The organism is Streptococcus sp. KHUD_013, assembly GCF_052588545.1.
Genome location: NZ_CP186264.1, coordinates 1,422,926 through 1,436,265 on the forward strand (window position 1 = coordinate 1,422,926; position 13,340 = coordinate 1,436,265).

Here is a 13,340-nt window from a genome sequence, read left to right on the forward strand (position 1 = left end):
CGAAGAGTATAAAAATCCAAGATTGCTAGCTCACCTTATCCTTTAAAAGGAAAGAGGCTATAAATTTCATGCTCCTTGATATACTTCTTTAGTATCTCCATATTCTCTTCGATTTTTGTCTGAATATCTGTCTCTTCACAAGTTGACTCAGTAATAAAGAGGTGAATCTTCAACAAATCTGCCAAGTATAGCAGACGACGTTCCATTTCTGATTCAGGGCTTGGAGCCTTTTCGATTTTTGCAAGCTTTTGCTCCAGGCTATCGCCATTCAAAAATCTCTGATGAACTCTCCTTCTAATTTTTTGAGTTAATTCCTCCCCTTGTTCTAACGGAGACAAAAGGAGTTTTTTATAGACGAATACCTGATTTTCTACCTCTCTTTCCAGATAAGCCAATAAAACCAGAGAGCTATCAATAAAGGTCCAGGTGTTAAAATTCCCTTCAAATGGAACCTGTATGATCCTATCTAATAATTCCTTAGCCGTTTCCTCTTGACCATCCAGATAAAGTAAATAGGCCAGATGATTCAGTGATTCGAGATAGACAGCTTGGGTCTTCTTATTCTTTTTGGGTACAAGACTGATATAGGATGCTAAATCAACATCATTTTCAACCTCTTCAATTAGTTCTTTAACATTCATTTCTTTTCTCCTATCCAGTTCATTTTTTGTTATAGAGAAGGGCTTTAATTGCAAATCTATCTCAGCTCACTCTTACCTTAATAGAAATTCTTTCGCTGTCGCTTGGACGTCTGGGGAAAGGTAGTGCTCTATTAAGTCACCTGTCCCAGCAATAAATTCCTCCAGAGGGACATCTTCTCTTTGGCCCCAAAAATTTGAAAAAGCGAAATAGAACTCCAAAAACTCCGTCAAACTATCGCTGAGTTTGTAGAAAATAGGATCTCCAGGCCTGCCCGCGTAAACTGGAGAACTTTCATCTTGCATATCACAGAAAAGAATATCGTCTGTATCTGTAGTAGCATATCTGGTATTGCCCTTCACTAAACTGAAGAACATCTTGTAAGGCCCAACATTCGACTGTCCTGGTAGGAGAATCTAATGGCAACAAAATGATATTAAAATTTTGATTGGCAAAAGATAAATTCTCTTTGAACACTATATGTTGATAGTAATCAAGTAATTCTCCTGTCAAATTGAAAGACTGGGTACTTAATTTTGTATCTGAAAAACTCACCGATTGGGGGATAAACGTTGTTTCCTCATAGAGTCTAATGATCTTTTTTAATACAGTAACTACTGCCATTTTTTCTCCTTGGTCATTCCTCTTACGTCTCCTTTAAGAATTCAAGCCATATCTTCACCTCTGGATTTATGTCATGCGCTATCTCAGCATGCTTCCTATAATCCATATCCAAGTAGCCTTGTTCATTCCGGAAAATAATGCCTTGTTCATAACATGCTTTAAGGGTTGCAAGCATAGATTTCAATGACCGGTATTCGACCTGGGTCTCTTCTTCAAATACATAAAAACCAAGAATTTGTCCCTGAGCTTCTGAAGCTAGGTTCATGGCATAAAAATCTCCCCCTCCGCTGGAAAAAATTGGGAACCAGCATTGATTCCAAGTAGAAGTCTTCCTCAACTCCTGATAGGTCTGGATACTTTCTTCCAGAGACATCAAATAGAAACCAGGAAAAAATGCCAGCTCACCGAGTGCGATTCCCTCACAATCTTTTGACCCGTTTCTCCAAGTATAAAGAGCACGCAAGTCCTGAGTTGGCTGCAATGGGATTTCCTCAAACAATTCTTGAATTTTTTGAGAAGATATTCCCGAATTAAGATGGTCTAAACAAGGATGATCTAACTGTTGGAGACATTTTTCAATCTCATTTAATAATTGGGGGATCATTTCCATTTGTTCTCCTTGCCTTGTAAATCATTAGAGACGAGTTCCTTCGTCCCTAGAAAAGAGATTACGATTATTCAATCCCATCCTCTTTGTTATACTCTATCATGCATTTTACCGCATATTCCACCCATTCCCAAAAATCGTTAAACTCTTTTCGTTGCTCCCATCCTTCGGTAGCAAAATCATGAATGAGTTGGACCTTATTGCCCTTTCCTATTTCAAAACAAGCTGTATCATCACAATCTCCTCTTTTAGCAAATGGAATCAACTTTCGGGTTGGGTACCTTTCCTGCAATCCCTCATACAAAGACAGGGCCCATTCTGAATCTAACAGATACCAAATATCAAAATCAACTAAATTGAGTTCGATCAATTTTTTAAACGATTCAGGATACTGAAATATCCTTTCATCCAGTAAATAGTTTTTCATCTCTTATTTCTCCTTTTAGAATCATCAAACCATTCTTTCTTGCCTATCCGCTATTTTGCGTAAGTACTCTTCCCATGTGAGGATTATAAACCTTAAATAGATCATCCTCACTCAGCTAAGTCTTGGGTTGAGGCTGTCAACTACTCTTAAAATACGCGACCTCGAAGTCCATAAATTTCATTCTTAAAATTCAAAGGAAAATAGATGACTAGTCTGAGATGGACAAATAAGAGACTAATATATCCTTAACCAATTCTAGAAAGGCAACTTTATTTCTTGGCTCTTTTGAAGCAAAACCAAATTCATATTCAAAAAAATGCTCAACCACTTTATCTCCAGCCCGTATAACATCCTCAATGGTCTCAAGCACTTGCTTCTGCTTCTCTTCTTCTAGGCTCAAGAAATCCTCTTTCACAAATGCATCAAATACTTTAAGGACATCTTCCTTTTTACTCATATCAAAAGGATATAGAAACTCAGCCTCTTCACTGGTTACAACATTACTTTCTATGGACATCATTAGGTTCCACAATACTAAATAGTGTCTATGAAAATTATCTCTACTTTTCAACTTTTCCCCCAATTTTTGCGACACATCCTTTACTGAACAGGTTTAGACTAGCATTCTTGACTATTACTTACTTTATTGAGAAACTCTCCCCTTTGACCATCATCCCTTCCTAATCTCAAATTACTGGTAATATTATTTTAAAACTTCTCCCGAACGAATATAGGTTTTAAAGAAGTTTTTAGGTACAGAGGCAATCTTAGGTGTAATGGATAAGCCATAGTTTGCAAAATCTAAAGCTACCTTCTCAGAATCGATGGTATCATAATACTCAACATACAATCTGCATAAGTTCACTTTGGTGATAGAGAATTCTTTTAGCAACCCATCCTTCTCAAGATCCTTCTCGGGATTTATGCTTGAAAATACGGTAGGATACGATGAATACTGAGTAGTAAAATCGATGGCCTCTTGGACAGCATTTTCCAATTCAGCTTGATCCATGCCATTTCTATTATCGATAGAACCTAATCGAGTCCTTAGAGCACAATCCACTTCTTCTAACAGTCCCGAGTCCAGAAAGAGGGGATGAATGCCAATATTAACGAAATAGGCAGTCCCATCTGATTTTCGTTGAAAATAGATCACCGTGTAAAAATCATGATTGATTTTATAATAGTTATTGGTTCGCTTTAGTCGCGAAAAGCCATTTTTTACGAAGAGTTCTTTGGCCTCTTTCATTTCATTACCTGCTCTTTCATAGGATGTTAAGAGTTGTTCGTTACAGTTTACTAGGAGTCTAAATGGATATAGATCATTCCTACAACTTTTCCATTCTCAATATTGTATTGTTTCACTGTATCTATGTAGCCAATCAATCCTTCATCACTAATCTCTTCTAGCGTTGCTGGTACTATGTTATCTTTTAATTTAAAATCCCTAGCTTTATTCATGTTACCTACATCCTCAATGGAGGTCCAAAAAAGCATATATTCATCGCAATAAAAATAGATCCGATCATCACAAAACTCCGGTATTTTACAGAACTCAACTCCGTCACTTTGCCTTTCTATCGCTCCACTATCTTGATAAACAAAGTATGTTTTCTTCATATCTTATCTCTCCTTTTAGAAGCATTTTCTTCTGATATTTTCTGCCTGAAATCTCGAATGATGTAGACTAGAGTCTTATTTTTTAAAGGAATACTTAATGTTAGGGTAATTTAGGCTTTGCTCTTTTTAATAAACTAGTAAAATCCTTAAAACTATTCTTACAATATTCTTCTTGAGCTGTTTCAATCGGTAAAAAACGAATGCCTCGACCACAGTGATTCGTTTCGATGGCTTCTTTTACTTCCTCCGTAACGACAAAGCCAGCCGCTGCAAGTAATTCAACCCTTCCAGGCTTAAAAATATCATAGTCAACATCCTCTTTTAAGACCAGTTTTCTTGAAACTGTATACATCGTTTTAGAAGGTAATGATTCTGTTTTCTCATAATCAATAAAATCAGGAGCAGGATTATCTTTGGTATAGGTATTAAATTTTAATAGATAAAAGTCAGGAGATTCCATGACATCGCCATTCACTGTAAATTTAAGCTTTTTCCAAACATGACCTTGAATCTTGAATTGTTTAAAAATGGTTGCTAACTTTTTAGAAAGGATAAAACCATGGGAATACCAATAATAATCATAATCAAAATTTATTTTATTTATGTATTGTTTTTTATTCACAAAATTATAATAGATCACATCAGGACAATTTGGATCGTAAATATAATCTATTGGTTTAGTCCATTCTTCTTCGTAAGGTTTTTTTTGTATTTCAAAATCAACTCGCCCATATTCAACATCAAAATTAAAAGTCTTATTGGATTTATCATCCATTATAAAATAATAATTCATCGTTTTCTCCTAGCTTAATCTACCTTTACAATTAATAATTCTAGATTTTGGTTTTACCATTGCCCCTATCAGTAACTTCTATACTTTTTACCAGCTTTTAATGCATCTAAAGCAGCCTCTGTTACAGAAAGCTGTTCATTATCAAGAGCAAAATCTCTGGCTTTTAGTATTTGCTGATTGCTGTTCGTTTACTTTTTTTATTTGAAATTCTTTTGTTCCTATTGACTTCTCCATGTATTCTACATTGCTACTCTAAGATTGTTCCAAGTATCATCTTATTTTGCTCGGATATCTGAAAGTCATCCATGAAATAGGGTAAAAAGTCATCAAGCAAGGGATGGCTAAGACCGTCGATTGGGAGGCCTCTTTTCTGACGTTCTTTTAGTAAAACTAAGATTTCAATTGGGAAATACTGCCATAGTAAGGTATTGAAGTCTACTAAATGACTATCTTTGGTGTTCGCTAAATGATAATCACACATGGATAAAATTGTTTCTCTAAAAACATCAACATCCTCTGAAAAAATAGTTTCCATAACCTGTTTATAGGCATCATTCACATTATGATAAGGGTTCGAGTCCAATGGTTTATATTTAGGATCATAAGCATTCTCCAGTAGGCTAGCAAGTCGATTATGCTCTCCATTTCCATAAAGAAAAACGACTAAAGGCAATAAACTACTGGATGAAAAGAAAATAGGTTGCTTCCCTTTTTCAACTTGAGCTTCTTTAAAATAGACTAATTTATCAATTAAAAACTCTACATAAGCATCATCTAAATAGGCAAGGGCAAATAAGATATTCAAACAAATATCTGTATCAAAGTTTGAGCCACCTTTAGCTAAATATTTAGCAGAAGCCATATCACCCATTACAGAACAAAAACAGCCATTTAGCAAAGATTGATAGGTTTCTGATGTTTTGTTTTCTATAAATTCAGCAACCAAAGTATATGATCGAATAACATGAATCATTCGCACATGTTTATAGGTGTAGGTTTCAGTTTTTCCCTTTTCCTCCCAATTGATCTCAAGGCTTTTTTGACCAGCTTCTAATGCTTTTAAAACAGCCTCTGTCACAGAAAACTGTTCTTTTTCAAGAGCAAAATCTCTTGCCTTCAGTACTTGATTTCTAATGCTTGTTAATTTTCTTTTTTGATTTGAAAGTGTTTTATTCATATTGACCTCTAAAATTTCATTTCTTACTCTCAACTACCGGTGTTTTTGAAGTTCATCTCTCCCCGGCTTCCTACATTATCCATGTATATCACAAAAAAGAATTAACCCACTTCCTATTATCAAGCCATTCTTTCTTATCAATCCACCATTTCCCCTTTTGAAACACCATATGAATACGATAGAGGGTTTCTATACCAGAACGATTCTCCTTGATGTAGAAATAAGCTTGATTCCCGTCATGCTCTTCATCAACGATGGGATGTGTTTCTAATTTATAGTCAAACGGAAACCGGACAGATAAAGATACTTCCCTTTCTCTGAGTGTTTTTTTAGATATACAAAACTGATCAAAAATAGTAGCTAATTCATCCTTCAACATATCTTTATAGGCTTGGTTTCTTAGGCTCCTAGTGGCCTTTTTCTCCCAAGAATACATAGCCTGCATAAACTGGAGTAAGGTTTCTTTTGCTAGATTCGTATGAGTCATGTTTCCTCCTACTTTTCTCATTCTCCGGTTTTTATCATCAGCCCATCATAAAGTCTATAAAATCCTTTTGATAGTCTTTAGGAATATGCTCGTTAATAATAGCCATAATCTCCTCCAAGAAGCCCTCTTTATAGTCCAATAAATCCTCATCAATATAAATATTGTTCTCAAACTGGGTGATTTCTAGCTTTTTCATCAGCATATAAGTAGTTAAGAAAGTAGAGAGAGAAGGACTGAGAGCATAGAGCTTAGAATCTCCTGGGATTCTCCCATAGACTGGACTGAGATTATTCTCGAGGTCACAAAAGATAACTTCATCCCCCATCATGTGAGCAAAAACCACATAACTCTCTTTCCAGCTAGGATCCTGCCATCCTTCTGATGCAGCTTCACATAGAGGGAGAGGAATTAGAGCAAGATCATAGGGAGCTCCTCTAAAATAAGCTTCTTCATCAAAGTCTAAATGCTGGTAGAACTCTTTCAATTGACCAGACAAATCTGGCTTTTCGACATAGAGACTTTCACTGGTAAATTCTAACTCTCCCAAGCCCTTGTTGAGGTGATAGATTTCTACAAATTCCTTCAACAAATTAAGCATCATTATTGGACTCCTCTCACATTTTTGGGATTCTATTTGGCTATTTTCAACTGACGATTACGTTTCATTCTGACCGCTAGCGACAGCCTGAGTCCAAATTCGTTCAAATTCCTCTTGACTAATCTTGATGGAGTCTGATAGATCCAACTCATCTTTTCGACCATCATAGAGTAGAAACCCTACTTCTGGAACATAATCCTGTAGGCAAGAAGAAGCATAAGAGTGCCCATTCAAAACGTTAATTTGTCGACTTGCACGCTGACCAGTAAACTCTGTATAAATAACTCCTAGACCTGACATAAACTCACTATTGCCATAATAATAATATTCTTTTTCACACATTAGAACCACCTTTACCATTTGTCTCTACAAGAATGGCATTCTTTCCTCTTTGCCTCTTTCATCGACTAATTCTATGTTCATTTTCAATTTATAGAATCTACCGGTTCTTAGCCTTATTCTCCAAGACTCTCACTTCTACTTTATCCTCCGCTAAATGGAGATCCAGTACTTTTTCCTGGTCTCGAAAGAAAAGTGTCAGGTCTCTGGTAGAAAATTCAGTAGAATAAGAGGGCAAAAATTCATCCAAAGACTCCATTTGAAACAAGACGTAAACTGGTGAAAACTCCCAAAAAACTAGGATAAACCGACTGCTATTGCCAACAAGACTTTGAATCGACCTACTTAGATCTTTAGTAATAAGGTCGGCAGGAAACTCATAAAGGCAAGCAATCGGAGAGTCTATAGGATTCAACTCACCGGAATACCAAGCAATTTCTTTCGGTTTAGTGGTCAGAAAATGGACATCCTTTATCCCCTTCAAACTCTTGATTCGTCTTTCCACTTTTAATAAGGATAATTTCTTTTTTACGTCACTCATTGTTCTTGCTCCATCATTCTGAAACAGAAATTTTGCTCACAATCTCATTCTGTTTATCCAACAGATATAGGAAGTTCCCTTTTGCTTCCAGTTTACCAAGTTTAGCCCCATAATCCATCTCATGAGGAGGGCAGGATTGAATCAACTGATGGATAGTCTTGTCCTTATGTTCTATCTTCCAAAACAAATCCACCTTATCAAGCTGGTGCTCCACTTGAATAGAATAGGTCGTGGAGTGGATCTTCTTCCTTTTCCACTCCCAGCTATTTTCATAATCATTTTTCTCTATTTCACTTCGTACATCCTCTATCAAGGAGCATGGAATAGAGAGTTCCTGAAACACGCGCTTCACCCCTTTTAGCAAGGCTTCCAAGAGCATCTTTTTCTGATCCAATGGGCTTAAGGTTTCATAGCTAGAAAAATCAAATAAGACCTGGACAGTATAGGCACCAAGTAGGTTCATGATAGCTGGATTGCTAATCGTATCTACACACTCTACGATGATTTTCCAACAATCCTTGGTCACAACTGGTTTGAAGAGGCGCTCTACCATAGAGGTCATACATTTGGATTTATATACGAACTCTCTTCGCAGGTCTTTCCAATTCTGTCGGTAGTCCTCAACTCTAGCTTCCTCGTATGTTAGTGTAGCTGAGTCCATTAGCTCCTCAATCCTCTGACGATTTTCCACATAGGGCCTATCTAGTTCAAAATATTGTAACTTCATATTTGTGATCTCGCAGTGTTTTTCTTGTATAAAGGTCCATCCTTAAGTCAAGGTCCAATGTTTGTACTCTTTTAAATAAGTAATAGTTTTTTCCTTTAAATAGACTTTAAAAGAGACTAATCCTCCTGCCGTCCTTTCCTTTTGTAACGTCATTGATTAAGTCCTTGACGGTAGATATATCGAACTGACGGGAAAAGTCTACAATTTTCTCTCGATTTTTCTCAGAAAATAAATAAGATGCTGCTAAAATAAATAAAAATGGATTTGTGACTTTGCCAATATGCTCAAGGTATTTAGGCTGAGTTACATAAGACATAATTTTGTTAAAATCATCATCTTTAAGTACTATCTTTTTCATATAAATAGCAGCACAAGCACCTGCAACTTGCGAGAAGTTATTCGATTCCAAGGACTCATAAACAAAAGACAAGTTCTCTGTTTCTAAATTTTCTAAATAAGCAATCGCTACTGCTAGAGAGCGGTAGGTTACAGGTGTTGGGATGTCTCTCAGCAGTAATGACTTGAGATAGGTGACTTCTTCTGTACAATCCGTTGCGGCTATGGCGTAGAGTAAGTACATTTGTGATTCCCATGATTTAGGTTTTTCCATCTCCCCTTCCAAGGCCTGATGCAAAAATGGTCCATATCCTTTTAGTTTGCCCTTTAAAATTTTCTTAGCTGCTTTTTTTACCAAGGGCGTACGTCCTGAAGTTAACTCATCTACATAGTCCATCTAAAACTCCTTTATTTCATCTGCTTGCCAGTTCTTCTTCCAATATTCTGTTATAAACTATACTTCCGACACAGGCTTCCCAGTCCAGCTCCTCAACTTCTTCCCTAGAAAAAATCTTAGGTTCTGTCCTACCATCTATCCAGACCTTCCCAAAGTGAGGACCATTTGGATCTCCCCATTTAAAGGCTAAATCCTTAAAAGGGCTTGGATCAAAATCCACTTGATGACCAATTATCTGCCAAGACCATACTGGACTTCGATCAAACAAGGTGTAAGAATCTACAATGATGGGCTTACCTATAAATTGAGCACGATTTAGCTCCTCAACTGTTATAGTAGGACTTGCTTGAAAGATATCGAAAAATTGGATGACATGACCAACGTTCACTTTTCCAATAATTTGACCAAATACAAAAATTTTCTCCAAAAATTGATAGCAAAAAATATCACCAATTTTAATAAATCGGAGTTTTGTTCTTGGCTTTTCATTCCACTCACGAATCTTTATCTGGGGCAATTTTTTCTCCATGATTAATTTAATTCTATTCCTACTGCTCTTTATTTAAGATATGAAAGAGATCATCTCTTAGTACAATTCCATCGTCTTCTATCAAATAGGCCATGTGCTCCCAGAAGGGCAATTCTTGTTCAGGGTGAGCTTCCAAGGCAAGTACTTGATTCTTCAAGTTTACTGCAATCTCTTCGACTTCAACTTGCTCAATTTCATAAAATTTTGCTTTTAAAAGAAAGAGTGCTGATAGAAAAAGCGAATAAGAGGAAACAAAAGCTTGCAAGGAAGAATTGACATAAATCCTCGCTTCTTGAAAAACTTCCCTTCCTTCTTGATTGCAAAGTAAAAAGATTTGCTCCTCTTCTCCAATGACAAAAAATCCTAAAAAACACCGGCCAACAAACCTATAACTCTCCTGATTTTTCCTTAGTTCGACTAGTTCGTCACCTGCTTTAACAAAAGAAAAACCCATTTTGGAATAATCTTCTAAATAAGCAAAGAGGTTGAAACGAATCTCATCAAGACGAAATGGTTTCTCCTCTGAAGTTACCACAGAAAAGCCGTGCTCCTTCACGAATTCATCGATATTGACTGTCATTTTTCTCCTTATCACTATCAGTCATTGAATACCATTTCTCTAATCGGCCTAGCTAATCTTCAAATGGCATAAAGCTATCATGCTGCTGATAATAATTAAAAGCCTCGACCAAGTCATTGTGACTAGCATTTGGTTTTTCCTCAAGTGCGACTGCAAGAACATCAATCAACTGCTCTCCATAGTAGACTAGCTGCAGATCTTGCTCCGTCACTTCTGTCGGGTAGACATCACGGTCTTCCACGACATCCGGATAATCGGATACCCAATAGAGCCTAGCTAGTGCCAGTTCTCCATCCTCCTTGCCATAGAGGCAAAAATCATCTGATACTAATTGATCTACGCGCACCTGCTCAATTATCTGCTCTAGTGAAAGTTCTTGGTGTTTTCGCATCCCGTCTCCTTTTGAGTCTCTCTTCCCAAAGGCTTTTTTTATTTGACCTCCATATTACAGGTCCCTTTTAGGCTATCATACCATAAGATTTCCTTTCCATAAAGCTAAAATAGAAAATGAGTCCAGCTGTTCAACTAGACTCATTTCATTCTTATCTTTTATGCTTATCTCAGCCCTTACTTCAAACTCCAGCCACCATCAATGGTCAGGATTTGCCCCTGCATGGCAGAGGCCTTCCCACTGGCCAAAAAGAGGCTGACTTCTGCCACTTCTTCTGGCTCTATCCAGCGTTTAATAGGGGTCTCACTAGCCACCCAGTCTGCTAGGCCTCCTGGTTCAAAGTCCGCTGCGGTCATGCCTGTTTTGACAGCACCTGGTGCAATGCCAAAGACTTGAATACCAGCTTCTGCATAATCTAGGGCCAACTGCTTGGTAAAGCCCGCTAGGGCATGCTTGGAGGAGGTATAAGCGTGACCGCCTCCACCCGCTAGGCTAGATGCAATGGAGCACATATTGATGATGATCCCTTGCTTCTTCTCCAACATTTGAGTCAGATAATGCCTTGTCAACTCTACCGGAGTCACATAGTTGATCTCAAAGATCTCCTGAATCTCCTGAGCGCTTTGCTCAAGAAGTGGTTTGTAGTCATCCAAAACGCCGGCCGTATTGCACAAGACGTCGACCTCAGGACACCAGTCAAAAATCGGCGTCAAATCCAAGGTCAAGTCCCGCTGCAAAAAATGGAAAGCCCCTGGCAACTGGGGATCAGCTCCCTGGTCCACCCCATAAACCTGGTAGCCCTTTTCTAGAAAGAGACGAGCTTGAGCCAAACCAATCCCGGAGCTCACGCCCGTAATCAAGACCCGTTTAGTCATGGACTTCCACCCAATCTGTCGCTAAGACATCACAAGGAGTTGGACTCCACATGGAAAATCCTTCGCCTTCACCAGAGACATTAATGAGAAAATAAGGCGTCACTTCTAGAGCCACTCCATTTTGCTCGATGGTATCAAAAAGCTGAACATAGTTCTCTGCTCCACCCCAACCCGTACGGACATATTTCTTTTTTGCCTTTAGTCCCGGCAAGATTTCTTCAAATGTCATCATCTTCTCCTTTGATTTATAGTCCCTTTCATTATAACAAAAATCAAGCTTGCTCGTTGTTTTTCAACAGAAAAAGGGGAGTTTCCTCCCCCTTTTCACTCTATTCACCATTTTCTGTCTTGTTCTTTTTCAAGGCGCGAATCGTGAACCAATAGTAAATCATCAATCCTATAACAATGATTACCGTAGGCAGAATGATAGTCATGGTAGAATTCTGAATTCCTTGCGCCAAGGTCCAGCGATGCAAGAATCCCACTACTAAGAAGGACAGAATAGGAAAGATGAAGGCACGAGCAAACTCTTCTTTCCACTGCCACAGGATAAGTCCTGCACAAGCCCCTGTAATGAGGAAGGTATCCCATGGATTTGGCACTGTTAACCAAGCAATAGCTGGCAAGAAACGGACACCCACTATCTCACTAGCGAAATAGAATCCTAGAACGAAAACGACTGCTACATAAATTGCTTTTTTTGACTTCTCTTCTGCAAAAATAAGGCGACGAAGGAGATAGAATAGTAACCCAACGACTAAAATACCTAAAATACTATCCGTTAGATAGACGAGTGGCTTGAGCACCAGGACTGCTTGCGAAGCAAAATCACTTAAGAGGCGATAAAAAATCACAATTCCCGAGATGATCGCGCCATATTTCAAAACGGATTGCGTGGATTCTTTGGGCATATTCTCTAGGATTTGGTCTGCCATTCCCTTGGGATCTTGTCCAAAATAGTCCTTAGCCGTCAATCCATCTCCGCTCGCTTGCGAAAAATCTAGGGCCAAATTATAGACCTGCTCTCTTAAAGCCCTCTCCTCATATAAGAAACCAGCGAAATTGAAATAATCCCAGAGATCTTGGAAGTAAGCTTGGTCCTCCTGGCTAAAGGTTTGAACCAAAGCCTGCGTTTCTTCATAATAAATAGCTGATGTCATATTGCTTTCCCCTCCTTTTTCACGCGTTCTACTTTAATGACCAGATCCTGCCACTGGTACCAAAATTCCTCTAGGCGCTCTCTTCCTTCCATGGTTAGAGAGAAATATTTGCGATCAGGTCCACCCGGAGAGGGCCTCATCTCTCCTACGATGACTCCCTGCTTCTCTAGCTTCTGAAGCAAGGGATAAACGGTCCCCGCAACTATCTTATCGAAGCCGGTTTCCTTGAGACTTTGGATCAATTCATAGCCATAAATAGATTTTTTTGAAATAATTTCTAAAACACAACCTTCCAGGACACCCTTGAGCAATTGCGACTCTTTCATCCTGCTCCCCCTTCTATACCGCCTCTTTTTGGCTAGTTTGTTTTACATACTAGTCCTTTCATTATTAGTATACTCCTCCTTAGCTAGTTTGTAAAGCATAATAGTTAAAAATACTGCATGAAACTCTATAAAAACGAACATTATGACTAAATATACAATTAATTTCA

22 protein-coding genes are annotated in these 13,340 nt (G+C 38.0%); all 22 read right to left on the minus strand.

Going from position 1 to position 13,340, the window contains the following annotated elements:
- Positions 1 to 35: 35 nt before the first annotated feature.
- Positions 36 to 641: a DUF6707 family protein gene (locus ACOXXR_RS06710; protein WP_195348141.1), complete on the minus strand. Its 606-nt coding sequence runs from the start codon at positions 639 to 641 to the stop codon at positions 36 to 38.
- Between the two features lie 304 nt (positions 642 to 945).
- Positions 946 to 1,263, minus strand: coding sequence for a hypothetical protein (locus tag ACOXXR_RS06715; protein ID WP_270288821.1), 318 nt, complete (start codon positions 1,261 to 1,263; stop codon positions 946 to 948).
- A 22-nt stretch (positions 1,264 to 1,285) separates the two neighbouring features.
- Positions 1,286 to 1,873 carry an SMI1/KNR4 family protein gene (locus ACOXXR_RS06720; RefSeq protein WP_445278321.1) on the minus strand — a complete coding sequence of 196 codons (588 nt, stop codon included), beginning with the start codon at positions 1,871 to 1,873 and terminating at the stop codon, positions 1,286 to 1,288.
- Between the two features lie 64 nt (positions 1,874 to 1,937).
- On the minus strand, positions 1,938 to 2,297 hold the full coding sequence (locus ACOXXR_RS06725) for a hypothetical protein (protein ID WP_023022583.1): 360 nt from the start codon (positions 2,295 to 2,297) through the stop codon (positions 1,938 to 1,940).
- A 208-nt stretch (positions 2,298 to 2,505) separates the two neighbouring features.
- A complete protein-coding gene (locus ACOXXR_RS06730; RefSeq protein WP_224781601.1) occupies positions 2,506 to 2,868 on the minus strand; it encodes a hypothetical protein in 363 nt (120 codons plus the stop codon).
- Positions 2,869 to 3,000: 132 nt separating this feature from the next.
- Positions 3,001 to 3,546: a DUF4304 domain-containing protein gene (locus ACOXXR_RS06735; protein ID WP_023022580.1), complete on the minus strand. Its 546-nt coding sequence runs from the start codon at positions 3,544 to 3,546 to the stop codon at positions 3,001 to 3,003.
- A 50-nt stretch (positions 3,547 to 3,596) separates the two neighbouring features.
- On the minus strand, positions 3,597 to 3,917 hold the full coding sequence (locus ACOXXR_RS06740; RefSeq protein WP_445278322.1) for a hypothetical protein: 321 nt from the start codon (positions 3,915 to 3,917) through the stop codon (positions 3,597 to 3,599).
- A gap of 100 nt (positions 3,918 to 4,017) precedes the next feature.
- The gene (locus tag ACOXXR_RS06745) at positions 4,018 to 4,710 is read right to left on the minus strand and encodes an Imm43 family immunity protein (protein WP_120702239.1); all 693 of its coding nucleotides are present in this window, start codon (positions 4,708 to 4,710) and stop codon (positions 4,018 to 4,020) included.
- 247 nt (positions 4,711 to 4,957) lie between these two features.
- Complete coding sequence (locus tag ACOXXR_RS06750; RefSeq protein ID WP_023026522.1) at positions 4,958 to 5,887, minus strand: hypothetical protein; 930 nt, start codon at positions 5,885 to 5,887, stop codon at positions 4,958 to 4,960.
- An 88-nt stretch (positions 5,888 to 5,975) separates the two neighbouring features.
- Complete coding sequence (locus ACOXXR_RS06755; protein WP_023026520.1) at positions 5,976 to 6,374, minus strand: NTF2 fold immunity protein; 399 nt, start codon at positions 6,372 to 6,374, stop codon at positions 5,976 to 5,978.
- A 37-nt stretch (positions 6,375 to 6,411) separates the two neighbouring features.
- A complete protein-coding gene (locus tag ACOXXR_RS06760; protein WP_445278323.1) occupies positions 6,412 to 6,975 on the minus strand; it encodes a hypothetical protein in 564 nt (187 codons plus the stop codon).
- A gap of 54 nt (positions 6,976 to 7,029) precedes the next feature.
- Positions 7,030 to 7,314: a hypothetical protein gene (locus ACOXXR_RS06765; protein WP_023026516.1), complete on the minus strand. Its 285-nt coding sequence runs from the start codon at positions 7,312 to 7,314 to the stop codon at positions 7,030 to 7,032.
- Between the two features lie 97 nt (positions 7,315 to 7,411).
- Positions 7,412 to 7,852, minus strand: a complete 441-nt coding sequence (locus ACOXXR_RS06770; protein ID WP_023026515.1) for a hypothetical protein — start codon at positions 7,850 to 7,852, stop codon at positions 7,412 to 7,414.
- 13 nt (positions 7,853 to 7,865) lie between these two features.
- Positions 7,866 to 8,513, minus strand: coding sequence for a hypothetical protein (locus ACOXXR_RS06775; protein ID WP_258025870.1), 648 nt, complete (start codon positions 8,511 to 8,513; stop codon positions 7,866 to 7,868).
- A gap of 172 nt (positions 8,514 to 8,685) precedes the next feature.
- The gene (locus tag ACOXXR_RS06780) at positions 8,686 to 9,312 is read right to left on the minus strand and encodes a hypothetical protein (RefSeq protein WP_023026511.1); all 627 of its coding nucleotides are present in this window, start codon (positions 9,310 to 9,312) and stop codon (positions 8,686 to 8,688) included.
- A 16-nt stretch (positions 9,313 to 9,328) separates the two neighbouring features.
- The gene (locus ACOXXR_RS06785) at positions 9,329 to 9,841 is read right to left on the minus strand and encodes an Imm26 family immunity protein (RefSeq protein WP_042361005.1); all 513 of its coding nucleotides are present in this window, start codon (positions 9,839 to 9,841) and stop codon (positions 9,329 to 9,331) included.
- 19 nt (positions 9,842 to 9,860) lie between these two features.
- Positions 9,861 to 10,421: an SUKH-4 immunity protein gene (locus ACOXXR_RS06790; RefSeq protein ID WP_023026509.1), complete on the minus strand. Its 561-nt coding sequence runs from the start codon at positions 10,419 to 10,421 to the stop codon at positions 9,861 to 9,863.
- A gap of 52 nt (positions 10,422 to 10,473) precedes the next feature.
- Entirely contained in the window at positions 10,474 to 10,812 is a 339-nt protein-coding gene (locus tag ACOXXR_RS06795) for a DUF7716 domain-containing protein (protein WP_023026507.1), read from the minus strand.
- Between the two features lie 176 nt (positions 10,813 to 10,988).
- Entirely contained in the window at positions 10,989 to 11,687 is a 699-nt protein-coding gene (locus tag ACOXXR_RS06800) for a 3-oxoacyl-ACP reductase (RefSeq protein ID WP_023026505.1), read from the minus strand.
- Positions 11,680 to 11,916: a DUF2829 domain-containing protein gene (locus ACOXXR_RS06805; RefSeq protein ID WP_000141913.1), complete on the minus strand. Its 237-nt coding sequence runs from the start codon at positions 11,914 to 11,916 to the stop codon at positions 11,680 to 11,682. The genes ACOXXR_RS06800 and ACOXXR_RS06805 overlap by 8 nt, the downstream gene beginning before the upstream one ends.
- Positions 11,917 to 12,016: 100 nt before the next feature.
- Positions 12,017 to 12,847: a hypothetical protein gene (locus ACOXXR_RS06810; RefSeq protein WP_117745048.1), complete on the minus strand. Its 831-nt coding sequence runs from the start codon at positions 12,845 to 12,847 to the stop codon at positions 12,017 to 12,019.
- The gene (locus ACOXXR_RS06815) at positions 12,844 to 13,173 is read right to left on the minus strand and encodes a PadR family transcriptional regulator (RefSeq protein WP_117745049.1); all 330 of its coding nucleotides are present in this window, start codon (positions 13,171 to 13,173) and stop codon (positions 12,844 to 12,846) included. Before ACOXXR_RS06815 ends, ACOXXR_RS06810 begins: the two co-directional genes overlap by 4 nt.
- Positions 13,174 to 13,340 lie beyond the last annotated feature (167 nt).